The following is a 26,727-nucleotide window of genomic DNA, read 5'->3' as shown; positions in this document are numbered from 1 at the left end:
GGGTTGTAATACTTTTTAATTATTAGAGGGGAGTAAAGGTGGTAAGTATAAAGAATAAGAATTTAAGGAAGATTGAAAAACGTTTGCATGTTATGACATGGGTTTTACTTTTTGTTTTCATGTTTTTAAGCAGCGGGCTTTTTGTCCTTCAGATTGTTAAAGGTTCTGATTACGAAAAAATGGCAGAAGAGAATAGAATAAGGATAATACCAATTACTGCTCCGAGAGGGGTTTTTAAAGACAGAAATGGGCGTATAATGGTGAACAATAAGCCGAGTTTTACAGTTTCTTATATGAATGTAAATTCCTCTGAAGAAGAACAGGATGAAGTATTTAAAGAGCTCAGTCAAATCCTAAACATGCCTTTAGTTACCCATGTGGTGAATGAGCGGTATACTGTTAATGAAAAAAACGAGGTGGTTTTAGATAAACTTCCCCTTGTTGATTCTAATTCTGATGGCAGAATTGATGAAAAAGACATCAATGTTGTTGAAGACGGCTCCGGTGCTAAAATTTTGCCTTTAAAAATAGAAGTTGAAAAAGGGAAGTTGTACTTTGATAGTAATATAAAACCGGGAACCAATCTTCTTATATCCTATAGTTTTAATACTTTTAAAAATAAAATTCGAGATTTAGGTTATAAAAAGTATATGCCTGTTCGATTGAAGACCAATGTGGATTTTGAAACAGTTGCTAAAATAGAAGAAAAAAGGCTGCCCGGAGTTGTCATTGAAGTTGAACCCATTAGGAATTATATATTCGGCAGTGAAGCTGCTCATATATTTGGGTATGTAGGGGAAATAAGCAAGAACGAACTTGAAGCCCTTAAAGACAAGGGTTATAGAGCTGGAGATTTGGTAGGAAAAATGGGGCTTGAAAAGGTGTTAGAGCCGTATTTAAAGGGAATAGATGGTGGAAAACAGGTAGAAGTAAATGCATTTGGGAAACCCATTAAAGTTTTAGGAGAAATTCAACCGATTGCCGGTGACACGGTTGTATTGACAATAGACTCCGAATTGCAGAGAGTTGCTGAAAAAGCGTTGCAGGAACAATTGATAAAACTGCAAACAGATAAAGTCAAGCCTTTTCCTAATGCAAAAAGAGGAGCCGTTGTTGTTTTGGATGTAAAAACAGGCGAAATTTTAGCAATGGCAAGTGTTCCAAGCTTTGATCCAAATATGTTTGCAAGGGGTCTTACTGCTAAGGAGTGGGAAGAACTTTCCAATAATCCATTAAAACCTATGGTTAACATTGCGATTTCCGAAACCTATCCTCCCGGCTCGGTCTTTAAAATGATTACAGCTATTGCAGCCCTTGAAAATAATATTACAAATGAAAAAGAGACCATATATGATAAAGGAGTTTACTGGACCATATTGCCCAAAAAGGACTGGAAACCGGGTGGACACGGTATCGTAAACATGGTAAAGGCTATAGCTCAGTCCTGCAATATTTATTTTTTTGAGATGGGTAGAAGAATGGGAATCGATTTACTGGAAAAATATGCAAGGATGTTTGGCTTAGGGCAAGTTACGGGTATAGAACTTCCAGGGGAAAAGGCAGGAACTGTAGCAAGCAGGGAATATAAGGAAAAAACCTTTAAAAAGGCTGAGGATAAAATTTGGTATCCCGCAGAAACCTTGGACGCTGCTATAGGGCAAGGTTACCATCAGTACACCCCACTTCAGATAGCAGATTATATTGCTGCAATTGCGAATGAAGGTTATTGGATGAGACCCCACCTGATAAAATCTATTATCGATGCAGAGGGCAAGACGATTTTTGAAAGTAAACCGGAAGTGGCGGGTAGGGTTAGCGTATCGAAAAAGACCTTTGAAATTGTGAAAGAAGGTATGAAAGGTGTTGTCTCACCGGGAGGGACCGCTTATGGGGTATTTTCTGATTTTCCTATACCCATAGCTGCAAAAACAGGTACTGCCCAATGGGATCTTAAAAAAGCTCCCCATGGTTGGTTTGTGGCTTTTGCACCTTTAGATGATCCTCAAATTGCTGTAGTGGTTTTTATAGAACAGGCAGGTTCTGGAGGAAGTACCGGTGGTCCAGTAGCAAGAGCAATATTAGAACAGTATTTTCATTTGAATAAGGATAAAGCTTCAGGGGAAAATACTCAAGATATCACCTTAAATCAAAGGGGGATGGTTCAACCATAAGTCAGAATCTTTACAGATTCTGGCTTTTTTTATATTAAAAAGAAGGAATTAGAATTTTTTTGAAGAATATTGATAAAAAGATGTTCCTTGAGTTCGGAGGGGAAAAAATGAATCGAGAGCCGGTGGCAATAAAAGGGACAAAAGATGGCCTTGCAATAATTTTATACAAAAATACGGAATTTGAAAAAGTAAAAAATGTAATATATGAAAAATTAAAAAAAAATGGCGAGTTTTTCAAAGGAGCTAAGGCTAAAATTTTCATTAAAGAAGGGGTTTTAGAAAAAAAAGAGATGGAGGATTTAGAGAGACTCTTGGGTAATTTTGGAATAAGCCTTAAAAAGGACGCAATGTTAAAGGCTGTCCCTTTGCCTACTCATTTTACTACAACCACCCTTTATCTAAAAAAAACCATCCGTTCAGGACAGAAGGTAATTTACGGCGGAAACATTGTAATATTGGGTGATGTTAATCCCGGGAGCGAGGTCTTGGCGGGGGGAGATATTATTGTATTAGGTGCTTTAAGAGGGCTTGCCCATGCAGGCTTTAAAGGAAATAAATCAGCTATAGTTGCTGCACACAGGTTACTTCCTACTCAGCTCCGCATTGCAGATGTGATTGCAAGGCCTCCAGATGGGAAACATGAAACCTCAAAGGTACCTGAAGTGGCACGGTTGAAAGATGATATGATTATTATTGAGCCGTATTACAGTGTTTTGGAAAATAATAAATCGAATCAGGAGGGGAATCAATGGGTCAGGTAATAGTGATTACATCAGGAAAAGGTGGTGTAGGTAAAACTACAGCTACCGCAAATATTGGGACAGGACTTGCACATTTTATGAGAAAAAGGGTTGTAATGATCGACACGGATATAGGATTAAGAAACTTGGATGTAGTTATGGGATTGGAAAACAGGATTGTTTACGATATAGTTGATGTGGTGAATGGTGAATGCCGATTAAAGCAGGCACTTATAAGGGACAAGCGTTTTGATAATTTATACTTGCTTCCTGCAGCTCAAACCAAGGATAAAACTGCTGTAAGCCCTGACCAGATGAAAAAGCTGTGCGAACAACTAAAAGAAGATTTTGACTATGTATTGATAGATTCACCTGCAGGCATTGAACAAGGGTTTAAAAATGCCATTGCTGGGGCAGAGAAGGCTTTTGTCATCACTACTCCGGAGGTTTCTGCAGTTAGAGATGCAGATAGGGTCATTGGCTTATTAGAAGCAGCAGGATTTGAAGAACCCAAATTGATAATCAACAGAATAAGGCCAGACATGGTTAAAAAAGGGGATATGATGGATATAAACGATATTTTGGATATTTTGGCAATTGGTCTTTTAGGTGTAATTCCTGAAGATGAAAAAATAGTAATATCAACAAACAGAGGAGAGCCTGCAGTAGTTGATGAAATGTCAAGAGCCGGCCAGGCATATAGAAATATTACAAGAAGAATAGAAGGGGAAGACGTTCCTTTAATGTCTCTTGACGTAGAACCTACATTGTTTGAAAAAATTAAGATGTTTTTCGGATTTAGATCAAAAAGATAAAGGGGGATATACCATGGATTTTTTTAAACTTTTTTCAAAAGAGGATGTGGCAAGTAAAGAAATTGCGAAAGAAAGATTGAAATTAATCCTGGTGCATGACAGGGCTAATGTTTCCCCTAAGTTTTTGGAAATGATAAAGAGCCAGCTTATAAACCTTATCTCTGATTATATTGAAGTTGAAGAAGAGGGAATGGAAGTAAAACTTACAAGAATAAAAAAGGATGAAGAGGAAGAAGATACCACAGTTCCGGCTCTTGTTGCGAATATACCTATCAAGAGAATCAAAAACATTGCTAGGGTTTAATCTTACAAAATATACCTTTTAAAAAATCGTTAAAGCCCCCTTATTTGATGCTTTATTTTATGGTATAATGATTATCGAATTTTTCGGGGGGCTTTTAATTATGAGGTTGAGGCTTGTAAAAAATTTAAATTTTAAAATGATTATTATTGTGCTGTTTATTTTTTTAATAAGCCTTTTAGCAATAGCGAGTGCTTCTCATGCTAACAAACCTGAAGGAACATTACATTATACAATAATGCAGGCAGTATGGTTCATAATTGGTTTATTGGCAATGATATTTATACTATTAATTGATTACAACACCATTGCATCCTTTTCAATATATATATATATTGCTAATATTTTAATGCTTATCTTAGTATATGCTGTAGGTAAAACCACAATGGGTGCTCAAAGGTGGATCCCAATAGGGCCGTTTTCTTTGCAACCTTCAGAATTTGCAAAATTAGCCTTGATAATTTCCCTTTCTAAGCATTTGGAAAAAACAAAAGGGGTAAAAAATTTAAAAGATTTGATGTATGTTTTTATTCATGTGGGCATTCCTTTGCTTCTTATTTTGAAACAGCCTGATTTGGGCACTTCACTGGTACTTTTAGCTATTATGTTCGGCCTTGTTTTTGTATCCGGTATAAATTTGAAGTTATTTTTTGGCGTTATTGGAGCTGGAATCCTATCAATGCCAGTTTTATGGGAATTTTTGCATGATTATCAAAGAAAAAGGATTCTTGTTTTTTTAAACCCCAACCTTGATCCGCTTGGAGCAGGCTATCATGTAATTCAATCTAAAATTGCTATAGGCTCTGGTAGGATATTAGGCAAAGGTCTTTTTCACGGTACTCAAAATCAATTGGATTTTATTCCCGAACAGCACACAGATTTTATTTTTGCCGTAATAGGTGAAGAAATGGGATTTATAGGGAGCATATTATTGTTGGTGCTTTTTGTGCTTTTGATATACAATGTGCTTCAAATTGCTTTAAAATCAAAAGACACATTGGGAACTTTTATTGCTACAGGGGTTGCATCTATGTGGACCTTTCAAATGCTTGTAAATGTTGGAATGACCTTGGGACTGATGCCTGTTACGGGAATTCCACTTCCTTTTGTAAGCTACGGCGGGAGCTCTTTACTGATGAATATGATGGCGTTAGGCCTTGTGTTAAATGTGGGAATGAGAAGACAGAAGATACTCTTCTAAGCAGGTTATATACCTGCTATTTTTATTTGTAATAAATTTATTTGAGAATAAATAGATATATATAAAAGCTTTATCATTAGGAGGTCTTTAAAATGTGGGAAAAACCTCAAAAGAGATTTTTACAACAACTTATCAATATAAGGCAAATATTATTAGTTATAACAATACTTGTTTTTTTGCTTTTACTGAGCAAATTTAATTTGCCTTTTAAATACAATATAATATCTAAAGCTAAATATTATGCAGATTACGAGTGGAGTTTAAAAAAAATTGACATCAATGATTTGACAAAAGTAGTTCAAACCTTTAAAGAGGTAAAAAATTTTAAAGATTTATTTAAAAGAGAAATTATCTCTAATAGCGATATAACCCTTTTTGCACAGCCTGTTATAAATGGGAAAATTACTTCAGGTTTTGGATTAAGACTCCACCCTATCGAAAAGGTTTTAAAGCCACACAACGGTATTGATATAAATCAAACGGAGGGTACGCCAGTACATACAGTTTTAGATGGAGAGGTAATTTTTGTTGGAAGTGATGCTGAACTGGGTAATTATGTGAAAATAGCCCATGAAGGGAATATGATTACTTTATATGCACACTTAAAGGACGTATATGTGAAAACAAAGGACAAAGTTAAAAAAGGACAAATTATTGGTTCTGTAGGGAAAACTGGAATGGCAGAAGAACCCCATCTTCATTTTGAGGTATGGAAAGACAATGAACCCCAAGATCCCTTAAAATGGCTAAATTATTAATTAAAGAAGGGTGTGAGTAATGCAGCTTCAAGATGGAGGGATTATAATTAAAATAAAAGGTGCCAGCCTTAAAATCTCTTACTTTTTTTTGATTTTTATCGTAATATCCCTTTTTAGTCCCTATGCAAAGGAATTTTATGCTTTGATATTAGCCCTTACAGTGCACGAATTGAGTCATATTATTGCTGTTAATACTTTGATGCTAAGGGTTAATGAGATAATTTTCCTGCCTATAGGAGGCAAAATAAAATTAGAAAAGATAAAAAATATTTCCTATCAAGAAGAAGTGATATTAAGTATTGCAGGTCCTTTTGGGAATTTTATTTGCTTTTTATTCTTTTTTGCATTAAAAGAAAAATTGCATTTATGGGGTGAATTTTTCAACCTATTTGCGTCTAAACAAATTTCCATTGCATTATTTAACTTACTTCCCGCATTCCCTCTTGATGGGGGGAGAATTTTCCTGATATGGTTATTTCAAAATATAAATTTCGAAAAATCCATAAATATTGCTGTTATATTAAGTGTTATAATTTCATTGTTTTTCATTGTATTTGGAGGAATTCTCTTTTTTTTTTAGGATTTTTTCTCCTTTTTATTTTGTTTTTGGTATTTTTTTGCTCTTTGAGGCTATAAAAGTGAAAAAAGAAATGCCCTTTAGGATTATTTTTGATTTTTTTAATATCAAAACAAAAATTAATACAATTGGATTTTCGAAAGCAAAATGCGTTGCGGTTTTAGAAGATTTTCCATTAAAAGATGTTATTAAAATAGCGGATCCAAAAAATTATATAATTTTTGTAGTTATTGATAGTCAAGGAAAGATAAAAAAATTCTTGACCGAATCGGAAATATTTGACAACATAATAAAAAAAGGGTTAGACTTAAAAATAGGGCAAATATAAAAAGTTAAATAAGAAACGGTATAACAGGAGGAGAATTGAAATTGAACTTAGAAAATACTTTGGATAAAGTTCTACATAAGGTCTCAAAACCTACAAGGTACATTGGAAATGAATTGAACAGTATAAAAAAAAATGAGGGAGAGTTTAAAGTAAGGGTTGCCCTTGCATTTCCAGATTTATACGAAGTAGGCATGTCACATTTAGGGTTGAAGATTCTTTATCACATATTAAATAATAGGGATGATGTTTTTGCTGAAAGGGTTTTTGCACCATGGATAGATTTTGAAGAAATAATGCGAAGTAAAAATATCCCCCTTTTTAGTTTGGAAAGTAAAACTCCTTTAAAGGAATTTGACTTTGTAGGATTTTCTTTACAATACGAAATGAGCTATTCTAATGTTTTAAACATGCTTGAACTTTCCCATATACCCTTGAGGGCAAAAGACAGAAGCGACAATCATCCTATTATAATGGCTGGTGGGCCGTGTGCTTATAATCCAGAACCCTTATCTGATATAATAGATTTTTTCGTGATAGGAGAAGCGGAAGAGGTTATTCATGATATAATAGATTTATATTTGGAATGCAAGGTTAAAAACTTTAATAGACAGGAATTTTTGCTAAAATTGGCACAGATAGAAGGTATTTATGTCCCGAGTTTGTACAAACCTTTATATAATGATGATGGCACTTTAAAGGAAATTAAACCCCTATATGATACACTTCCTAAAAGAATCAAAAAAAGGATTGTAAAGGATTTAGATCGTGTTTTTTATCCCACAAAATTTATTGTGCCGTATATGGATATTGTACACGACAGGGCGGTGCTCGAGATTTTCAGGGGTTGTACGAGAGGGTGTAGATTTTGCCAGGCCGGTATGATTTATAGGCCGGTCAGGGAAAAGAGCGTTGAAAGACTAAAAAGTTTGGCAAAGGAGATCATAGATAATACCGGATATGAAGAAATATCCTTGGCTTCTTTGAGTACCAGCGATTATTCGGCTTTAAAAGAATTGGTGGAGATTTTAACAGATGAATTCAGGAACTGTGCAGTGGGCATTTCATTGCCGTCTTTAAGAATCGATTCTTTTACATTGGATATTGCAAAAAAGATTCAGGAAATTAAAAAAAGCGGCCTTACTTTTGCACCTGAAGCGGGTACACAAAGACTGAGAAATGTGATAAATAAAGGTGTAACCAAGGAGGATTTAATCTGTTCCGTCAGGGGAGCATTTTTAGCAGGTTGGAATAATGTAAAACTTTATTTTATGATAGGCCTTCCTACAGAAACTTATGAAGACTTAGAAGGAATTGCGGACTTGGCAAAAGAGGTGGTTAATGAATACAAAAAAATAAAGGGAACTGCTAAAGGTTTGCAAGTTACGATTAGCACTTCAGTATTTGTACCTAAGCCTTTTACCCCATTCCAATGGGAACCGCAAATTTCCTTGGATGAGATGGAAAGACGTCAAAATTTTTTAAAGAAAATTTTAAAGGGACCTGGAATAAATTACAATTGGCATGATAGGTATCTAAGTTTTTTAGAGGCAGTGTTCTCAAGGGGAGACAGGAGACTCGGAGAAGTGCTCTTTAAAGCTCATGAAAAAGGATGCAAATTCGATGGATGGAATGAATTATTTTCTTTCAACAAATGGATGGAAGCTTTTAAAGAAGCAAAGGTTGACCCTGAGTTTTATGCTTTAAGAAAAAGGAAGGAAGATGAATATTTCCCGTGGGAAATTATAGATCCGGGAATTGAGAGGGAATTTTTATTAAAGGAAAGAGAAAGGGCCTTTGAAGCAGTTTTTACGCCCGATTGCCGATATAATCGCTGTAACAACTGCGGTATTTTGAAATTAGGGAAGGGGATAAAGTGTGGAGTATAGATTTAGATTATCTAAGGGAAGGGAAGTTAAATACATTTCTCAGTTGGATTTTGCAAGGACTATTGAGAGAGCTTTAAGAAGGGCAAAACTTAAGGTAAAGTATTCTCAAGGTTACAACAAAAAACCTATTATTATCTATGGCCCTGCATTAGCTGTAGGTATTACAAGCGATGCGGAATATTTGGATGTAGAGTTTGAAGAAATACTACCTGAAGAATTTTTAAAAAGACAATTGAACAATGTACTTCCAGAAGGGTTAAGGGTTTTACACGTTAGACAGAAAAATGGGTTAATACCCCTTCATAAATTGAATAGATCGATTTTTACCGTTGAACTTTTTTATGAAAACAATATTGGAAAAGAAGCTCTGGAAAAAGCAATTGAAGGAATAAAAAAAAGCGAGGAAATTTATGTAAAGAAAAAGACTCATGAAGAAGAAAAATTGGTAAACATAGCACCTTTAATACATGGTATTTTTTTGGAAGAATTTAAGCTGACTCAAGCGCAAATAGTAATGGAATTAAGCACTGGTCAGGGAGGCAGCGCAAATCCTTTTATGATCATTCCATTAATAGTAGAAAATATTGGGGAAGCAACAGTTTATATTCATCGAAATGAGACTTTTTTTGAAGAAAATGGGAAAAGGATTTTTCCTATGTAGAATAACGGGGAGTTGAAGGTATGCCAAAGGAGATAGTAGCAGATATAGGTAAAGAGCTAATTAAGGTTGGCGTAGTAGAAGACGGGGAACTCGTAGAACTTTATATAGAAAAGCGATTGAATGAGAGTATTGTCGGAAATATTTATAAGGGTAGAGTAGCAAATGTATTAAAGGGAATGCAGGCGGCTTTTATCAATATTGGACTTGACAAAAATGCCTTTTTATATGTTGGAGATATAAAAAGGGATATGGTGGATGACGGAGAAATCTTTGAAAAAGTCGATGCTTTTTCAATAAATGAAATGCTAAAGCCGGGGCAAGATGTGGTTGTGCAGGTAATCAAAGACCCCATGGGGACTAAAGGAGCCAGAGTTACTACGAATATTACCCTTGCAGGAAGGTTTTTAGTTCTAATGCCCCTTGTTGACAATATAGGGATTTCAAGAAGAATTGAAGATGAAAAGGAAAGGGAAAGGCTTAAAACCATAGTCAATGACATAAAGGTACCGCCTTATGGAATAATAATAAGAACAGCTGCAGAAGCCTGTACAAAAGAAGAACTTGAAGAGGATTTAAAGTATTTAATAAGATTATGGGAAGATATAAAAAAAAGTGCAAAGGATTTGAAGAGCCCTGCTCTTATTTACAAGGATATGGATTTTTTATTAAGGATTGCAAGAGACATTTTTACCAATGAAGTTGCAAAATTTCACGTAAATGAAAAAGAGGCTTATGAAAAAATTATAGATTATTGTAAAAATATCGCTCCTGAATTTAAAGAAAAAGTAGTATTTTATGAAAACAGGTTGGATCTTTTTAAATATTTTAATATAGAAAAGGAAATTGAAAAAGCTTTATCCAAGAAGGTCTGGTTAAAATCTGGTGGATATATAGTAATTGATAAGACTGAAGCTTTGACAGTAATTGACGTTAATACCGGCAAATACATAGGGAGTGTTGATTTAGAAGATACGGTGTTGACTACTAATCTGGAAGCAGCTAAAGAGATTGCAAAACAGATTAGATTAAGGGATATAGGAGGAATTATCCTTATAGACTTTATCGATATGGCATCGGAAGAACACAAAAGAAAGGTCTTGGAGTATTTGGACGCTCAATTTAAAAAAGACAGAACAAAAACTCAGATATTGGATATTACAGCTTTAGGGCTGGTTGAGGTAACAAGGAAAAAAATAAGGCAGAGTATTTATGAAATACTCGGCAAGGTCTGTCCGTATTGCGAAGGCAGTGGCAAAATAATTTCCTACAGTAACCAAAATTGCCCTCCGTGCATATGATGTTATTAGCAATAAAGCAAGGAGGGAACTTTATGGATAGGAAGGCATTTGTGATTTTCCTGATTCTCATTTTATTACTGTTGGGAGATAATTTCTAAAAAATTAAAGGGCCGTAAAATCGGCCCTTCTTTAATTATTTTTATTTTCATTCTCATTTTTTTGGCTTTTATTTTCGCTGGGTGAATCGGAAGAAAGCGCTTTTACAAGATTAAGTAAAACAGCAGGATTTATTTTTTTATCCTGGCTGCCGGGAAGGTTGCTTAACAGTACTGCAGCCAAATCTTTAATATCAAAGGAGCCTTTTGTATTTTTTACTTCAAGCCTAATATCTTGATTATTCATGAAACTAATGATACCGAGGAGATTGGTAAGGGCAATTAAGCTTATTATTTCATTGAGGCTATATCCCCTTTTGCCCTGGATTATTTCCATGACAAGGTTTGCAAGATTGATACCATAATTTTCATTTTCATTGTTTTGCAAAGCTGTTCCCCCCAAAAAATCATTAATTAAATAGTATTTTATATAATTTTTATGCATATTTTAGGGCAAATAGAATAATAAAAAAGGGCAAAATTGCCCTTTGAATAAAATTTCATGAACTTTGAGATTCCTTTTTTTCATCTACCATCGACAATAAAGTATTTAAAGCCTGAATATTAATAGGGACATCGGGTTCTTCGGGTTTAAATATGTTTAAAACTACAGTAACTAACTCAACCATCTCTTGTGCTTTAGAATTTAAAAAGGGCTTTAAGGCTTGCAAAAGATTTATCTCCTCATCTTTTATATTTAAAATTTTCAAGAATATCCCTCCGCTTTTCTTTTCAGTTTTTATTAAAAAATCCGGCAGTTTCAAAGGATTTTATTAAAAGTATAAGTATTAAAAACAAAATAAAAGGATTTGTTGAATGAGATTTATTTTTATTGCTTTCTTCCATATAATGTTCACCCTCTTTTATTTAATAAAAACATTGATTCTAAAAATATAATATGTTCCTTTGATGTTAAAAGGTGAGAATAAAGATTATCATTTTTAAGAAAAATAATTAGAGATGAAAAATGTATAAAAGGGAGGGGACAGCATGAAAGTTAATAAAAATACCTTGATTATAATTTCGCTTGCTTTGATAATAGCTGTTGTATCCTTATATTTTTTAGTTTACAAAGAAGAAGATAGTGTTTTTTCAAAGGAAATATATTCCCAAAAAAATGCTCTCGTGACGGTTAGGAGCAGTGATTATGTGCTTTTGGCTCGCCTTGTATCGGGAGAAGCCCGAGGAGAGCCTTATAGGGGGCAGGTAGGTGTGGCAGCGGTTGTTATTAATCGTGTAAAAAGTCCAAAGTTTCCAAATTCCATCCCTGGAGTTATTTTTCAACCCCGGGCTTTCGAATCGGTTTCCAATGGACAGATTTGGGCTGTATATCCCTCAAGGACCAATTTTAATGCGGCAAGGGATGCTTTGAACGGTTTTGATCCCACCTATGGCAGTTTGTTTTTTTGGAATCCTTATAAAGTTGTAAGTCCATGGATCTGGACAAGGAAGATAATTGTTCAAATAGGTAGGCATGTATTCGGAAGGTAAGGAGGTGATTAATTTGAGAAAATATCTACCATGGGCAGCAGGTGTATTTTTAGTTTTAGTTTTTGTACTTGTTTTTTTAGTGATGCAAAGCAGGGTGACTGAGGCGCAAAATTTATTGGAAGCCAGTTATCAGAAGGGCTTCTTTAATTTATTGGAACAGGTAAATAATTTGAATCTGCTTTTATCCAAAAGCATGGTTACTTCTTCTAACCAGCAGAGAATTGTAACTTTTTTGAGCATATGGCATCAGGCAGAAAGCGCAAGGGATAGTATTGCTTCCCTTCCTTTAGGTGATAGGGATCTAACTTATACACAAAAATATTTTGCACAAATGGGTGATTTTGCTTATTCCTTGGCTAAAAAAGCTTTAAATGGTATGGAAATAAAAAAAGAGGATTGGGATAAAATTCAGAAATTCAGGGATACGACACAGGATTTAAATAAAAAGTTAAGAGAATTGCAGGATGATGTAGCACAAGGAAGGATAAATTGGGAAGGCAAAAGATTTGCTTTAGGTATTGGAAAGAATTTAACTGCAGGGATGGCTGATAAATTTTTAAAACTGGACCAAAAATTAAAAGAAGAAGCACCTTCAATAACCTATGATGGGCCTTTTTCTGATCATGTAGAAAATATTGTTCCAAAAGGTTTAACAGGACCCTTAATAAATAGCGATGAAGCAATAAAAATTGCAGGAAGTTTTATAGATAATCCTCAAAATATAAAATACGATATTTCCCTTTATGGAACAGCTAAAGGGAATATACCGGCTTATTCTTTAAGCTTTTCAAAGCCCGGACAAAATTCCCCTGCTATTATAATAGATGTGAGCCAAAAGGGCGGGCATGTTGTGTGGTTTTTAAATACAAGGGATATTGGTAGCTCGAAGCTTACTGTTCAGGATGCCGTGAATAAAAGCAGGTTGTTTTTAGAGAAAAGAGGCTTTAAGGATTTTGAGGCAACGGGTTCTTTAACGGAAGATGGGACCTGCGTTATTACTTTTGCAAAAAAACAAAAGGATGTAATTATATATCCCGATTTTATAAAAGTTGAAGTGGCTTTGGACAATGGAGAAGTAGTGGGTTTTGATGCGATGGGTTATTATACCAATCACATGGAGAGGGTCATTCCTGCTCCTAAGTTGAGCAAAGAGGATGTTTTAAAAAGGATTAATTCAAGGCTCAGTGTAAAGAGAATAAGGAAGGTTATTATTCCTGACCCATCTTTAAAAGAAAAGTTCTGTTATGAAGTTGATGCTAAGTTAGGAGCTGATAGATATTTTATCTACATTAATGCATTGGATGGCACCGAAGAGCAGATTTTGAAGGTCGTGGAGACTGAAAAAGGCACTATGACGATGTAGTAAAGAAAAAATTAGGAAATTATTAATATTAGCGAGAATAGAATAGATTTGAGAATGTTATATTAGGGTGGGGGTATTATGGAATCGAAAATTGAAAAAAATACAATGGTCTACCTATTGCTACTGTCTAATATATTAGGGATAAGTGTTTTTTTAAGTAAATATCCTTTGGATAAAGACAAGGAAAAGAGGATGGAGGACACCGATGGAAAAGAAGAAAGAAGGGAAAATGAGCAAAAAGTAATAAAATTTGAAGAAAAAAAAGAGGTATTATTAGAAAAAAAACAGGAAAAATTAAAACCCCTTGTATGGCGTTTCCCGTAAGATATAGAAAATTATGGATGTGCTATTTAAGTTGACAAGGGAATAAAAAGTTGCTAAAATATGAACGTGGTTTTGTGCGCCGGCCACCGCACGAGGCGGGTCTAAAAATATTACCTTGCTTCGGCGAGAGTCAAGGGAGGAGGATATAAAATGTATGCAATATTAGAGACCGGCGGTAAACAGTACAAAGTTTCCGAGGGCGATGTAATCCGCATTGAGAAGTTAAGTGCTGGAGAGGGAGAAGCAGTAGAATTTGATAAGGTTTTGGCTATCTCAAAAGAAGGAGAACTAATAGTAGGAAAGCCTTTTGTTGAAAATGCAAAGGTAAAGGCTACTATTTTAAAGCACGGGAAGGGCGAAAAGATAATAGTTTTCAAGTATAAGCCCAAGAAAAACTATCGTAAAAAGAAGGGGCATCGCCAACCGTTTACTGAAGTCAAGATTGAAAAAATCGAGTTTTAATTAGATATGGTAAAGATAACAGTTTGGAAGGACAAAGAAGGAAGTATTACAAAATTAGAAATAAAAGGCCACGCAGGGTATGCAGATTACGGCAAAGATATAATTTGTGCTGCAGTTTCAGCCTTAGGCGAAACTGCTATCCTTGGTATTGAGAAAATTGCTTTGATAAATACAAACTCAACAAAAAAAGAAGGTTATTTAAGTATAGAAATACCAAAAGATATTTCCAAGGAGAGTAGGTACAAAGCTGATATAATACTGCAGACTACAGCGATGGGACTCGAAGATATAGCAAAAACCTATCCGAAATATGTTAATTTCGTTTGCAGGGAAGAGCATTAGTAAGGAGGTGTTATAAATGAACCTGCAGTTATTTGCTCATAAAAAGGGTGTTGGTAGCACAAGAAACGGGAGAGACAGTGAATCAAAAAGGCTTGGCGTAAAGAGATTTGATGGACAATTTGTCAGGGCAGGTAGCGTTCTTGTACGTCAAAGAGGGACAAAGATTTATCCAGGTGTAAATACAGGATTAGGGCGTGATTATACAATATTTGCAAAAATTGATGGTTATGTAAAATTCGAGACAAAAGGCAAGGACAAGAAAGTCGTAAATGTATACCCTGAAGTTCAGCTCCTCAGCTAAGAGGAGCTTTATTTTTTCTGCTTTACACTTAATTTTTATTAATTTTTTATAAAGGAATTCAAAGGAATTTAAAGATTTTTGTAGAATCATAATATTGAAATAAAAATCTGTATACTAAAAATATTGCGAAGGGAAGATCTAGTTGGATAATTTTATGTTTATTAATAATGAAAAAATCTTTCCTTTTTTTATAGTTTTTTCCTTGTTCTCTTTAATATTACTTTCATTACATATTAAAACAAAAAGGTTTACCAGAGAATTGATAAAAAAACTTATTTTATTATTAAGAATGGTTAAACACGATATTAATAATGACTATCAGTTGATTTACGGCTATGCCCAAATGGGCAAGTACCAGAAAATCATTGAATACATAATCAATAACAAAAATTACAATTTTATAAGCAATTTGATGAAAATAAAGGATTATTATCTGCTCGATTGCCTTTTGGATATTTATTTTTTTGCTAAACAAAATCGGACAAATATTTCCCTGGAAATATTGGAGGAATTCGACAAAATTAAAATAAATAAGAGCATAGCAAATAATATAAAAGAGCAAATTAAAAAAATTATAAATGAAGCTAATAGCGATGAGGAAAAACAAATTTTGATTACAATAGGAGAAAGGCATATAAAAATCAATAAAATATGATATTTTTAATCACAAATACCTTGAAAATTATTTGTTTTGAATATATATTTTAGTAGTCGGGAAAAATTTAAAAAAATGCTAATAAGGTGGTTTTTATGTTTGTAGATGTAGCAAAAATCTATGTTAAAGGTGGAGACGGCGGGAATGGAGTTGTTGCCTTCAGAAGAGAAAAATATGTACCTCGAGGAGGCCCAAGCGGCGGTGATGGAGGCAAAGGCGGAGATGTTGTGCTTGAAGTAGATCCAAACCTTTCAACTTTACAAGATTTTAAATACAAGATTCACTATAAGGCAGAAAAAGGAGAACATGGTCAGGGCTCAAATAAAGCAGGGAAAAATGGCGAGGATCTTGTAATAAAAGTACCCCCTGGGACCATTGTTAAAGATGCTGAAACCCTTGAGATATTGGCAGATTTGGTGGAACCGGGTCAGAGGTTTATTGTTGCAAAAGGCGGCCGTGGAGGCAGAGGGAATGCACGTTTTGTATCATCGGTAAATCAAGCACCGGATTTTGCTGAAAAGGGTGAACCGGGGGAAGAAAAATGGATAATATTAGAATTGAAGCTTCTCGCAGATGTGGGATTAATCGGATTTCCTAATGTGGGTAAGTCGACACTGCTTTCGAGAATGACAGCTGCAAGGCCCAAAATTGCTGATTATCCTTTTACTACTCTTACTCCCAACCTTGGAGTTGTGGATTTAGGACCTGAAAGGAAAAGTTTTGTTGTTGCAGACATCCCTGGGCTTATTGAAGGTGCTCATGAAGGGTTAGGACTTGGGCATGATTTTTTAAGGCATATTGAAAGAACCAAGGTTCTAGTACATGTCATAGATGGCTCAGGCTTTGAAATTGACCCTGTAGAAGGGTTTTATAAGATAAACGAGGAATTAAAGCAATTTAGCATAAAACTTACAGAAAAGCCTCAAATTGTTGCTGTAAATAAAATGGATTTGGAGGAATCTCGAAAGAATTTCCCAAAAATTTTGGAAAGGCTTTCAAAAGAGGGTTATGAAGTTCTCCCCATTTCCGGCGCTACCGGATTTGGGATTAAAGATTTGATAAATAAAATTGTAGAATATCTAAATAGAGAAAAGGATAAAGAAATTCATTTTGAAGTTCCAGAGGAAGAGGTAAAAAGATACACTTTTAAAAAATCAGAAGATATAAGGGTAGAAAAAGGCGGAAACATTTTTTATGTAAAGGGGAAGGTTGTAGAGAGACTGGTAGCTATGACCGATTTAGAAAACGAATCAGCGGTAAAAAGATTACAACGAACTTTGAAGAAAATGGGGATAGATGATATGTTAAAAGAAAAAGGAATAAAAGAGGGAGATATTGTTAAAATTGGTGATGCAGAATTTTACTATTTTGAATAGCTTTGGGAGGGAAAAATTTGACAAAGCTTAAAATAGGGCTTATGGGAGGGACCTTTGACCCAATTCATTATGGACATTTAGTTGCAGCTGAAGAGGCGAGGATAAATTTTAATCTTTCAAAGGTGATTTTTATTCCAGCGGGAAATCCACCTCACAAAAAGGATTATAAAGTTACGGATTCAGAGCACAGATACATTATGACTGCACTTGCAGTAAACAGCAATCCCTATTTTGAAGTATCACGGGTCGAGGTGGATAGAGAAGGTTATACCTATACGGTAGATACCTTGAAATGGTTTAGAGAGAAATACGATGATAGTGTAGAACTTTTTTTCATTTCCGGAGCAGATGCTATTCTTGATATACTTACCTGGAAAAAAGTAGAGGAAGTTCTAAAATACTGCACCTTTATTGCAGCTACAAGGCCAGGTTATACTTCGGAACAATTGGAACGAAAGGTAAAAGAGGTAAAAAATCTATACGGGAAGGAAATTTTTATATTGGAAGTCACAGGAATGGCTATTTCTTCTACGGATATAAGAAAAAAAGTAAAAAACGGTCAGTCTATAAAATATTTAGTACCAGAAGCTGTTGAGTATTATATAATAAAGAATAACCTTTACAGGTGAGCCTATGATGGAATTAGAGATGTATAAAAGTATTCTGCAAAAAGAATTGTCCAAGGAAAGATATGTTCATTCTATCGGAGTTATGGAAACTTCAATTAATCTTGCTAAAAAGTATGGAGCATCTGAAAATAAAGCTGCAATTGCAGGGCTGCTTCATGACTGTGCAAAGGATATACCTGAAGAGGAACAGTTGAAATTAGCTATTGAGTTTGGTATACTGTTAGATGATATTTCAGCGACTGAAAAGGTATTAATCCATGGCCCCTTAGGGGCAAAAATAGTTGAAATAAAATTTGGCATAAAAGATAAAGAAATACTTCGGGCTATAGAAATTCACACAACAGGCGATGAAAATATGAGTCTTCTGGATAAAATCATATATATTGCAGATTATATAGAACCTAATAGAAATTTCCCGGGGGTAGAAGATATTAGAGAGACAACATTTAATGATTTGGATGAAGGAGTTTTAAAGGGGCTGAATTCTACCATTAGGTATGTATTGGAAAAAAATTCGCTTCTTCATCCCAAAACTGTGGCAGCCAGAAATAGTTTGTTAAAAAACCGGAGGAACAAGAGGGGAGAATTATGAAGAGGTTTTTTAAAATTGGGATTTTTGTTGTTTTGTTTTTTGCGCTTTCGTTTGGAAGCGGTTTTTATTTTACCTATAAGAACTTAGTTAGCAACAAGAGTAACACAAATGGGCAGGATTCGTTTTTTGAAGAGGCTGAAAAAAACGGTCATTTGAATATTTTACTCCTTGGACTTGACGCTGGTACAATTGGTGCTGATGAAGAACATAATAGACATCGTTCAGATACTATGATGCTGTTTAGTTTAGATTTGAAAAATAAAAAAGTTAATATCCTTTCTATACCAAGAGACACAAGGGTAGTTTTACCAAATGAAGGGGTACAAAAAATAAATGCTGCAATGGCTTTCGGCGGTCCTAAGCTTGCTGTTGAAACGGTTAGTAAGCTCCTTAATGTTCCTGTGCATTATTACGTAACGGTAAATTACGAGGGTTTTAAAAAAATTGTTGACGCCATCGGAGGAGTCGAAATAGAAATTGAGAGGAGAATGAAATACGACGATAATGCAGGCAATCTTCATATAGACCTTAAACCGGGGCTTCAAGTTTTAGACGGGGAAAAGGCAGAACAATTTGTAAGGTTTAGGCATTATCCTGAGGGAGACATAGCAAGGATAAAAGCCCAGCAAAAATTTGTAAAGGCAACTGTTAAAGCTTTGCTGAAACCTGCAAATATTTTTAAAATTCCAAAGTTAATCGAGATCGTTCAGGAAAATGTAAAAACAGATATGAGCCCAATGGATATGATAAAACTTGCTAATTTTGCAAGACAATTAAGTGAAGAGGATATAGAAACTTATACCCTCCCTGGCTCGGGTCAGTATATCGGTGGAGTAAGCTATTTTATTCCGGAAGAAAATAAGGTTAGAGAATTGATAGATGAAATTTGCTACAATAAAAACGGCATTAAAGTTGCAGTTTTAAATGGAAGCGGGTATTCAGGGGTAGCTTCTGAAATTGCGAAAAAATTGGAATCAATGGGATTTACTGTTGTTAAAATTGCTAATGCCGATAGTTTTGACTACGACATTACAACTGTACTTTATCCGAAAGAAAAACCAGAGTATGCAAAGGAAATAGCGAAGATTTTAAATAATCCTGTAATAAAAGAGGATGAAGATAGCAAGGATGATATTACAACGATTATTTTGGGGAAGGATATAAAAGATAATTAACAACCGTATTTGGAGGGAAAAAAATAAAATGGATAAAATCCCTAAAGAAATCGCGTTGCAAGCTGCTAAGATACTTGATGAAAAAAAAGCGAAGGATATAGTAATTTTGGATATAAGTAGATTGACAGTAATGGCAGATTTTTTTGTTATTGCTTCAGGGAATAATGCCATTCACGTGAGGGCTTTGGCTGATGAAGTTGAGGAAAAGCTGTCATTATATAGCATTTTTCTAAGAGGTAAAGAAGGTTACAAAGAGGCAAGGTGGGTTCTTTTAGATTATGGAGATGTTATAATCCATATTTTTAATGAGCCCGATAGGGAATATTACGACTTGGAGAGGTTATGGGCTGATGCTGTGAGCATTGATGTTGACAGCCAAGAAGATTTTTCATATAATATAAGCTAAAAATAAGGAAATATATTCTTCTTAAGGCAAGGAGTAGTAGAGGTAGCTTTCTCTTACAGAGACCGGAGGTGCGGTGAGAATCCGGAGAGAAGGCCCTTGAACTCGCCTTGTGGTGAAAGCCGGCAGGCGTTAAAATGCAAAGAGCGGGCTTATGCCAATTAGGGTGGTACCGCGAGGAAAAGGCTTCTCGCCCCTAAACAAGGGAGAAGCCTTTTTATTTTGGATACAATGGAAGGAGGTATATTATGAACTACGATTTTAAAAGAATCGAACAAAAATGGCAGAAAATTTGGGAAGAACAGGGAATTTATAAGGTTTTTGAAGATGAAACAAAACCAAAATATTATTGTTTGGAAATGTTTCCATATCCTTCAGGAAAATTACATATGGGTCATGTAAGGAACTATTCCATTGGTGATGTAGTTGCAAGGTATAAAAGAATGAACGGGTTTAATGTACTTCATCCAATGGGATGGGATGCCTTTGGCCTTCCTGCAGAGAACGCAGCCATAAAGCATAAAATTCATCCTGCAAAATGGACATGGGATAATATAAAAAACATGAAAAAACAGTTAAAGGAATTAGGTATAAGTTATGATTGGGATAGGGAGGTTGCTACCTGTCATCCTGATTATTATAAATGGACTCAATGGTTTTTTTTGAAGCTATACGAAATGGGGCTAGCCTACAGAAAGAAAGCTTATGTAAACTGGTGTCCTTCTTGTGCGACTGTTCTTGCAAACGAGCAGGTTGTTGATGGAAGATGTGAAAGATGTGGAACCGAAGTTGGAAAAAAGAACCTTGAACAATGGTTTTTCAAAATTACAAAATATGCTGAGGAGTTATTGGAAGATTTGAAAAAACTTCCAGGGTGGCCAGAAAAGGTAAAAGTGATGCAGGAAAATTGGATAGGTAAAAGTGAAGGAGTAGAGGTTTACTTTACTGCTGAAAAAACCAAGGATAAAATCCCAGTATTTACTACCAGACCTGATACCATTTACGGGGTAACTTATTTGGTGCTTGCTCCCGAGCATCCCTTGGTAAATGCTTTGTCGGAAGGGACTCCTTTTGAAAAGGAAGTAAAAGAGTTTCAGAAAAAAATGGAGAAGCTAAACGAGATAACAAGAACTTCAACGGAAACAGAAAAAGAGGGGCTTTTTATAGGAGCTTATGCAATAAATCCCATTAACAATGAGCGCATTCCCATTTGGATAGCAAATTATGTCCTGCTGGATTATGGAACCGGTGCGGTAATGGGCGTTCCTGCTCACGACCAAAGGGATTTTGAGTTTGCTAAAAAATATAACCTTCCTATTAAAGTAGTAATAAATCCCTTTGAAGGGGAATTAAAAGTAGAGGAAATGGATAAGGCGTTTACTGAAATTGGGGTGCTTGTTAATTCTGGCCAGTTTACCGGTATGCAAAGCGATAAAGCTATAAAAGAGATTGGAAAGTACATGGAAGAAAAAGGCATAGGGAAGATTACTGTAAATTATAAATTAAGAGATTGGCTCATTTCGAGGCAAAGGTACTGGGGTGCGCCTATACCAATTATATATTGCGAAAAATGTGGTATTGTGCCTGTACCCGAAGAACAGCTTCCTGTACTGCTTCCTGAAAATGTGGAATTTAATCCTAAAGGTACTTCACCTTTGCTAGAATGTGAAGAGTTTTTAAATACCACCTGCCCTAAGTGTAATGGCCCTGCTAAGAGGGAAACGGATACCATGGATACTTTCATGTGTTCATCTTGGTATTATTATAGATATACCGATCCAAAAAATAATGAAAAGCCTTTTGAACAAGATAAATTGAGGTATTGGATGCCCGTTGACCAATATATAGGCGGAGTGGAGCACGCTATACTGCATCTAATGTACTCCAGATTTTTCAATAAGGTTATGCGGGATGCCGGTTTAGTGCATGTAGACGAACCGTTTACAAATCTTTTAACACAGGGTATGGTGCTAAAAGATGGTGCAAAAATGTCAAAATCTCTCGGTAATATAGTCAGCCCTGAAGAAATAGTAGAGAAATACGGTGCGGATACGGCAAGACTCTTTATACTTTTTGCCTCGCCACCGGAAAAGGATTTGGAATGGAGTGACCAAGGAGTAGAGGGATGTTTTAGATTCCTTTCAAGGGTATGGAGGCTTGTTGAAGAACTTCGCGAAAGGTTTAGTGAACCTTTAAAAAATGAAAAGGCAGACAAAGATGCACGCCGTTTAATTCATAAAACCATAAAGAAGGTTACAACAGATATTGAAGAAAGGTTCAATTTTAATACTGCTATAAGCGCGATAATGGAAATGGTCAATGGGCTTATTGCAGTTAAAGAGGAAATTTCAGGGAAGGTAATCAAAGAGGCAGTTGAAAACCTATTATTGATGCTCGCACCCTTTGCGCCACATATTACTGAGGAATTATGGGAAAGGATAGGAAATAAGGGTAGTATTCATTTAATGCCATGGCCCAAATACGATGAGGAGGCTATTTTGGAAGAAGAAGTTGAGGTTGTAGTTCAGATAAACGGAAAGGTAAGGGCAAAACTAGTAGTTCCGGCAGATATTTCTGAGGATGAGCTCAAATCAAAAGCTTTAAGCAATGAAAAAGTAATGTCTTATATAGAAAATAAGGAAATTGTAAAAATAATTACTATACCTCAAAAATTAGTAAATATAGTTATAAAATAAAAAGGTTGGGTTTAACCCAACTTTATTTTTATTCGTTTCCTCTTCTTAATAAGGTAGAATTAATATACATACCATAACCTATGATTAGAAAAGCCAAAAAAAGCGGTAGCATAGTTTCTAAAATATGAGGAATATGTGGTAAAATAAATTTGTCCTCTAAAATCATCTGGCAAGCTGTCTTTGCTAATATAGCCCCTCCTATATAAATGACAATTTGGTATTTCCTCATAAGATTTGCTACAAAGTTGCTGCCAAATAGGATAATGGGAATTGAAATGATAAGCCCAAAAATTATTAAGAGATAGTTGTTATTTGCGGCACTTGCTATCGCCAGTACATTATCAAGGCTCATGCTGATGTCAGCTAATATTATGTTTAATAGTGCTTTTCCAAATTTATCGGTAGATTTTATTGTAATATTATCTTTATTGTCTTCAATTTGTGGTGAAGGTTTTATAAGATCGTATGTAATTTTTAAAAGTAAAAGACCTGCAAAGAGTTTTATGGGGAGCCATTCTATGAGCAGGATATAAGATGCAAGTAGAGTAAATATAATTCTTAAAAAGATAGCAGCTGATATGCCAATAATGCTTGCTTTCTTTGCAAATTTTTCAGGCAAATCCTTTACGGAAAGAGCTATTACACCTATGTTGTCACCGCTTAAAACCAGATTTAAAAGTAGAATTTGCAAAACACCGCTAAGTATTGTAGAAAAAGTGTGCATAATGATGACCCCCATTTATATTGAAATTTTTTTAAATCCGTATACATCTTACATCCATATTTGTTATAATACAAATATATAGATTATATTAAATTTATAACTAGAAGTTATATTAAGGTGGTATGTAAATGGAACTTTATCCATTATGGCTATTTCATAAGGTAGCTCAGAATATGAGTTTTACTAAAACATCAAAAGAACTTCATATCAGCCAGCCTGCGATTTCAAAACAAATTAAAAAGCTTGAAGAAGAGTTAGGTATGAAGTTAATAGAAAAATCTGGTAAGAATATTTACCTCAGCAAGGATGGACAATTTATCTATGAATACACAAAAAAAATCTTTTCATTAATTGAAGAAATGGAGGCACAGATCCCAAAATTAAGAGAAAAAATGCTGGGTCATATAAATATTGGAGCCAGTAACACCCCTGGCATATATGTTTTGCCAAAGATTTTAGGGGAATTCAAGGAAAAGTATCCGGAAATAAAAATTAATCTTCACATAGGGAACACTTATGAAATACAAAATCAACTGTTAATTGGGCGCGTGGATTTTGCTGTGATTGGTGGTAAAATACCTGAAAAAGAAAATATTGTTATTGAAAAGCTTGTTGAAGATTTTATGGTTTTAGTGTGCTCACCGACCAATAAACTTGCCCAGTTAAATTTTGTAGACAAAAACATGTTGATTGATCAAGATTTTATTACACACGAATCCCATTCGAACCTATATGAAATTGTTGAAGAAATAGTCAGAACAGAGTTGAGAATTCCTTTAAATATTGCGTTGATGCTTGGAAGCATTGATGCAATAAAAAATGCAGTCTCAGCAAACTTGGGGATTTCTATTATGCCTTATATTTCAGTAAAACAAGATGTACTATTAGGGAACTTAAAGGTCTTGAATTGTGAAAACAGGGTATGGAAGTATTCCTATAATCTTGTCTATTTAAAAAATAAAAAACTTTCTTTACCTGCTAAAATTTTACTTCAGACAATAAGAGAAAGAACTAAAGATATAGTTCTTAGTTGATAATTATTTGTTTATTTTTTTAAAATAGGATAAAATATATTAAAAAATCGAATAAAAATTAATAAAAAGGGGGATTTTGTGCTTTGCTTCAAATAAAATCTCTTTATCTTGAGATTCCGAATGGTTCGGGAAATATTGAAATATTAAAAAATATAAATTTAAGTTTGCAAAAAGGTAAGTTTTACGCAATTACTGGTCCCAATGGAGGAGGAAAAACTTCCCTTGCCAAGACTATAATGGGTATATATAAAAATAACAAAGGTGCTATAATTTTAGATGGTGAAGATATTACTCCTTTTAATATAACCGAAAGGGCGAATAAGGGAATAAGCTATGCTTTCCAGTATCCTGCAAGGTTTAAGGGGCTTTCTGTAAGTGATATTCTGAAAGTTGCCTCACGGGACGGAAAGGAAAGCGATTTTAAGAGGTTATTAAAGGCTGTCGGGCTTTGCCCAGAAGAATATTTGGGAAGACAGTGCGATTCGAGCCTTTCAGGAGGAGAAATAAAAAGGATAGAATTGGCTACTGTCCTTTTAAAACCCTCAAAGGTTGTGATTTACGATGAACCTGAAGCGGGAGTCGATTTGTGGAGTTTTGAGGGTATTTTGCGGTTGATCAAAAACCACCATAACCAAAATATAATAACAATTGTAATCACGCACCATGAAAGGGTGCTATCCATAGCAGATGAAATTATTCTAATGTCTGATGGCGAGATAAAGGAAATGGGAGAAAGGGACAGAATGCTGGAACTTTTAAAATATAAATTCCGCTGCGAATCTTGGGAAAACTGTGAGGAGGGCGAAAAAGGTGAGCCTAGATGCTTTAGATCGTGAACTATTAAAAACCATAGCAGATCTTCATGAAATACCTACGGGGGCTTTTAACATTAGAAAAGATGGAAAAGGCATTGAAAGAAAATCGACAAAAAATATAATTATAGAACCTAAAACAGATAAATCGGGAATAAATATCATTATTGCACCTAATACCAAAAATGAAGCTGTACATTTTCCCGTGCTTTTAACATTATCGGGTATTACCGATGTGGTTTACAATACTATTGAAGTAGGAGAAAACTCTGATGTAGTATTAATCGCAGGCTGTGGGATTCACAATCCAGGTTCTAAAAAATCGCAGCATGATGGTATCCATGAAATAATAGTAAAAAAAGGGGCGAAAATGAGGTATATTGAAAAACATTACGGCAGCGGGGAAGGCAAAGGAGAAAGGGTTTTAAACCCCAAAACGGTCTTAATAATGGAGGAAGATTCTATTGTAGAAATGGAGTTAACTCAGATTAAGGGAGTGGATAGCACGGTAAGAATCACAGACGCTGTCGTAAAAAAGGGAGCAAAACTCGTTGTTACTGAAAGGCTTTTGACCCATGGCTATCAAGAAGCGGTTTCAAAAATGAATATTATTCTCGAAGGTGATGGTGCAAGTGCTGAGGTGATTTCGAGATCTGTTGCCAAAGAAAATTCAAAGCAAATTTTTAAGCCTGAGATTATAGCGAAGGCTAAATCAAAGGGTCATGTTGTATGTGATTCAATAATAATGGAAAACGGGAAGATAAGTTCTTCACCGGCAATATCGGCAGAGCACCCAGATGCCGAGCTTACCCATGAAGCTGCAATAGGTAAGATAGCCCAGGATCAATTATTAAAGCTTATGACCTTAGGCCTTTCTGAAAGTGAGGCTGTTGATGTAATATTGAGGGGCTTTTTAAAATGAAAATAGATAATTTTAATTTCTCAAAAAGAGAAAAAGTTTTGGTTTTGATAATATTTATTTTGTCTTTTATTTTAACATTTTCTTTTGTAAAAGATTTCCGACCACAAGAAGAAATAGCTTTTAAACTTCAGGATGTGGAAAATTTTAGTAAAGAGAATGCAGAAGAAAAAAAGATTTACGTTTATATTACCGGTGCAGTAAAACACCCCGGTGTTTATAATTTAAAGGACGGGGATAGGATAAAGGATTTGGTAGAGCTTGCCGGAGGACTTCTTGAGGATGCTGATATAGAGAGCGTAAACCTTGCAAAGAAATTGTCCGATGAGGAAAAAATTCATATTCCCTTTAAAGGAGAGACGAGCACAGAGAGATTAATCAAGGATAATAGAATCAATATAAATACTGCTGATGAAACTGAATTGGATAAGCTTCCCGGGATTGGACCCTCCCTTGCAAAAAGAATTGTTGATTACAGGAATACTCACGGTCCTTTTAAAAAAATAGATGATATAAAAAATGTCGCAGGTATCGGTGATAAAAAATTTGAAGACCTTAAAGGTTTAATAAAAACCGAATAGTTTTAGGAGAGGATGAA

The 26,727-nt window shown here is 34.9% G+C and carries 31 protein-coding genes; 28 read left to right on the top strand and 3 right to left on the bottom strand.

The genetic code is table 11. The annotated features are described in order from the left end of the window. Positions 1-38: 38 nt before the first annotated feature. The 11 genes from mrdA to ACPLVF_RS02650 all read left to right on the top strand — a co-directional run bounded on the left by mrdA (position 39) and on the right by ACPLVF_RS02650 (position 10,736). Positions 39-2,171, top strand: coding sequence for a penicillin-binding protein 2 (mrdA, locus tag ACPLVF_RS02700; RefSeq protein ID WP_424906289.1), 2,133 nt, complete (start codon positions 39-41; stop codon positions 2,169-2,171). Between the two features lie 107 nt (positions 2,172-2,278). Continuing rightward, positions 2,279-2,932 carry a septum site-determining protein MinC gene (gene minC, locus ACPLVF_RS02695; RefSeq protein WP_424906288.1) on the top strand — a complete coding sequence of 218 codons (654 nt, stop codon included), beginning with the start codon at positions 2,279-2,281 and terminating at the stop codon, positions 2,930-2,932. Next, positions 2,920-3,726 (top strand): septum site-determining protein MinD, encoded by an 807-nt coding sequence (gene minD / locus ACPLVF_RS02690; protein WP_424906287.1) that lies wholly within the window; start codon positions 2,920-2,922, stop codon positions 3,724-3,726. The genes minC and minD overlap by 13 nt, the downstream gene beginning before the upstream one ends. 13 nt (positions 3,727-3,739) lie before the next feature. Next, on the top strand, positions 3,740-4,030 hold the full coding sequence (gene minE, locus ACPLVF_RS02685; RefSeq protein WP_424906286.1) for a cell division topological specificity factor MinE: 291 nt from the start codon (positions 3,740-3,742) through the stop codon (positions 4,028-4,030). 100 nt (positions 4,031-4,130) lie between these two features. Next, the gene (gene rodA / locus ACPLVF_RS02680) at positions 4,131-5,228 is read left to right on the top strand and encodes a rod shape-determining protein RodA (RefSeq protein ID WP_424906285.1); all 1,098 of its coding nucleotides are present in this window, start codon (positions 4,131-4,133) and stop codon (positions 5,226-5,228) included. Positions 5,229-5,320: 92 nt separating this feature from the next. After that, positions 5,321-5,986: a M23 family metallopeptidase gene (locus ACPLVF_RS02675; RefSeq protein ID WP_424906284.1), complete on the top strand. Its 666-nt coding sequence runs from the start codon at positions 5,321-5,323 to the stop codon at positions 5,984-5,986. 19 nt (positions 5,987-6,005) lie between these two features. Then, the gene (locus ACPLVF_RS02670) at positions 6,006-6,566 is read left to right on the top strand and encodes a site-2 protease family protein (protein ID WP_424906283.1); all 561 of its coding nucleotides are present in this window, start codon (positions 6,006-6,008) and stop codon (positions 6,564-6,566) included. Between the two features lie 58 nt (positions 6,567-6,624). After that, positions 6,625-6,891 (top strand): hypothetical protein, encoded by a 267-nt coding sequence (locus tag ACPLVF_RS02665; protein WP_424906282.1) that lies wholly within the window; start codon positions 6,625-6,627, stop codon positions 6,889-6,891. 41 nt (positions 6,892-6,932) lie between these two features. Then, positions 6,933-8,777 (top strand): TIGR03960 family B12-binding radical SAM protein, encoded by a 1,845-nt coding sequence (locus ACPLVF_RS02660; RefSeq protein ID WP_424906281.1) that lies wholly within the window; start codon positions 6,933-6,935, stop codon positions 8,775-8,777. Continuing rightward, positions 8,767-9,438, top strand: a complete 672-nt coding sequence (locus ACPLVF_RS02655) for a TIGR03936 family radical SAM-associated protein (RefSeq protein WP_424906280.1) — start codon at positions 8,767-8,769, stop codon at positions 9,436-9,438. Before ACPLVF_RS02660 ends, ACPLVF_RS02655 begins: the two co-directional genes overlap by 11 nt. Positions 9,439-9,458: 20 nt before the next feature. Next, entirely contained in the window at positions 9,459-10,736 is a 1,278-nt protein-coding gene (locus ACPLVF_RS02650; protein WP_424906279.1) for an Rne/Rng family ribonuclease, read from the top strand. A 129-nt stretch (positions 10,737-10,865) separates the two neighbouring features. Here the strand turns inward: ACPLVF_RS02650 and ACPLVF_RS02645 are convergent, their stop codons facing one another. Further along, complete coding sequence (locus tag ACPLVF_RS02645; RefSeq protein WP_424906278.1) at positions 10,866-11,219, bottom strand: hypothetical protein; 354 nt, start codon at positions 11,217-11,219, stop codon at positions 10,866-10,868. Between the two features lie 112 nt (positions 11,220-11,331). Next, positions 11,332-11,541, bottom strand: coding sequence for a hypothetical protein (locus tag ACPLVF_RS02640; protein ID WP_424906277.1), 210 nt, complete (start codon positions 11,539-11,541; stop codon positions 11,332-11,334). Between the two features lie 280 nt (positions 11,542-11,821). On the opposite strand from ACPLVF_RS02640, the gene ACPLVF_RS02635 reads away from it, so the two are divergent. From ACPLVF_RS02635 to leuS, 13 genes are all read left to right on the top strand, one after another. Further along, on the top strand, positions 11,822-12,322 hold the full coding sequence (locus tag ACPLVF_RS02635; protein WP_424906276.1) for a cell wall hydrolase: 501 nt from the start codon (positions 11,822-11,824) through the stop codon (positions 12,320-12,322). Positions 12,323-12,335: 13 nt separating this feature from the next. Further along, positions 12,336-13,685 (top strand): germination protein YpeB, encoded by a 1,350-nt coding sequence (ypeB, locus tag ACPLVF_RS02630; RefSeq protein ID WP_424906275.1) that lies wholly within the window; start codon positions 12,336-12,338, stop codon positions 13,683-13,685. A gap of 78 nt (positions 13,686-13,763) precedes the next feature. Then, positions 13,764-14,009: a hypothetical protein gene (locus tag ACPLVF_RS02625; protein ID WP_424906274.1), complete on the top strand. Its 246-nt coding sequence runs from the start codon at positions 13,764-13,766 to the stop codon at positions 14,007-14,009. Between the two features lie 150 nt (positions 14,010-14,159). Continuing rightward, entirely contained in the window at positions 14,160-14,471 is a 312-nt protein-coding gene (rplU, locus tag ACPLVF_RS02620) for a 50S ribosomal protein L21 (RefSeq protein WP_424906273.1), read from the top strand. 6 nt (positions 14,472-14,477) lie between these two features. Continuing rightward, a complete protein-coding gene (locus ACPLVF_RS02615) occupies positions 14,478-14,813 on the top strand; it encodes a ribosomal-processing cysteine protease Prp (protein WP_424906272.1) in 336 nt (111 codons plus the stop codon). Between the two features lie 16 nt (positions 14,814-14,829). Beyond that, positions 14,830-15,114 (top strand): 50S ribosomal protein L27, encoded by a 285-nt coding sequence (rpmA, locus tag ACPLVF_RS02610; protein ID WP_424906271.1) that lies wholly within the window; start codon positions 14,830-14,832, stop codon positions 15,112-15,114. A 259-nt stretch (positions 15,115-15,373) separates the two neighbouring features. Further along, positions 15,374-15,769, top strand: a complete 396-nt coding sequence (locus ACPLVF_RS02605; RefSeq protein ID WP_424906270.1) for a Spo0B domain-containing protein — start codon at positions 15,374-15,376, stop codon at positions 15,767-15,769. A 95-nt stretch (positions 15,770-15,864) separates the two neighbouring features. Beyond that, a complete protein-coding gene (gene obgE, locus ACPLVF_RS02600) occupies positions 15,865-17,145 on the top strand; it encodes a GTPase ObgE (RefSeq protein WP_424906269.1) in 1,281 nt (426 codons plus the stop codon). Positions 17,146-17,186: 41 nt separating this feature from the next. Beyond that, positions 17,187-17,774 (top strand): nicotinate-nucleotide adenylyltransferase, encoded by a 588-nt coding sequence (gene nadD / locus ACPLVF_RS02595; RefSeq protein ID WP_424906348.1) that lies wholly within the window; start codon positions 17,187-17,189, stop codon positions 17,772-17,774. Positions 17,775-17,781: 7 nt separating this feature from the next. Beyond that, entirely contained in the window at positions 17,782-18,366 is a 585-nt protein-coding gene (gene yqeK, locus ACPLVF_RS02590; protein ID WP_424906347.1) for a bis(5'-nucleosyl)-tetraphosphatase (symmetrical) YqeK, read from the top strand. Further along, entirely contained in the window at positions 18,363-19,541 is a 1,179-nt protein-coding gene (locus ACPLVF_RS02585; RefSeq protein WP_424906268.1) for an LCP family protein, read from the top strand. Before yqeK ends, ACPLVF_RS02585 begins: the two co-directional genes overlap by 4 nt. A 28-nt stretch (positions 19,542-19,569) precedes the next feature. Further along, the gene (gene rsfS / locus ACPLVF_RS02580) at positions 19,570-19,947 is read left to right on the top strand and encodes a ribosome silencing factor (RefSeq protein WP_424906267.1); all 378 of its coding nucleotides are present in this window, start codon (positions 19,570-19,572) and stop codon (positions 19,945-19,947) included. Between the two features lie 245 nt (positions 19,948-20,192). Continuing rightward, a complete protein-coding gene (leuS, locus tag ACPLVF_RS02575) occupies positions 20,193-22,640 on the top strand; it encodes a leucine--tRNA ligase (RefSeq protein WP_424906266.1) in 2,448 nt (815 codons plus the stop codon). Between the two features lie 28 nt (positions 22,641-22,668). Here leuS and ACPLVF_RS02570 read toward each other — a convergent pair whose 3' ends face one another. Next, complete coding sequence (locus ACPLVF_RS02570) at positions 22,669-23,364, bottom strand: YjbE family putative metal transport protein (protein WP_424906265.1); 696 nt, start codon at positions 23,362-23,364, stop codon at positions 22,669-22,671. Between the two features lie 128 nt (positions 23,365-23,492). Here ACPLVF_RS02570 and ACPLVF_RS02565 point away from each other — a divergent pair, with 128 nt between their 5' ends. From ACPLVF_RS02565 to ACPLVF_RS02550, 4 genes are all read left to right on the top strand, one after another. Next, positions 23,493-24,398: a LysR substrate-binding domain-containing protein gene (locus ACPLVF_RS02565; RefSeq protein ID WP_424906264.1), complete on the top strand. Its 906-nt coding sequence runs from the start codon at positions 23,493-23,495 to the stop codon at positions 24,396-24,398. An 83-nt stretch (positions 24,399-24,481) separates the two neighbouring features. After that, positions 24,482-25,234, top strand: coding sequence for an ABC transporter ATP-binding protein (locus tag ACPLVF_RS02560; RefSeq protein ID WP_424906263.1), 753 nt, complete (start codon positions 24,482-24,484; stop codon positions 25,232-25,234). Then, positions 25,209-26,132 carry a SufB/SufD family protein gene (locus ACPLVF_RS02555; RefSeq protein ID WP_424906262.1) on the top strand — a complete coding sequence of 308 codons (924 nt, stop codon included), beginning with the start codon at positions 25,209-25,211 and terminating at the stop codon, positions 26,130-26,132. The genes ACPLVF_RS02560 and ACPLVF_RS02555 overlap by 26 nt, the downstream gene beginning before the upstream one ends. Next, positions 26,129-26,710: a helix-hairpin-helix domain-containing protein gene (locus ACPLVF_RS02550; protein ID WP_424906261.1), complete on the top strand. Its 582-nt coding sequence runs from the start codon at positions 26,129-26,131 to the stop codon at positions 26,708-26,710. Before ACPLVF_RS02555 ends, ACPLVF_RS02550 begins: the two co-directional genes overlap by 4 nt. The last annotated feature ends 17 nt before the right edge of the window (positions 26,711-26,727 follow it).

The sequence above is a fragment of the Thermovenabulum sp. genome, assembly GCF_049701175.1.
In the GTDB taxonomy this organism is placed as follows: Bacteria; Bacillota; Thermosediminibacteria; order Thermosediminibacterales; family Thermosediminibacteraceae; genus Thermovenabulum.
The sequence above is the reverse complement of the archived record's forward strand: the minus strand, read 5'-3'. Positions and strand labels throughout refer to the sequence as shown.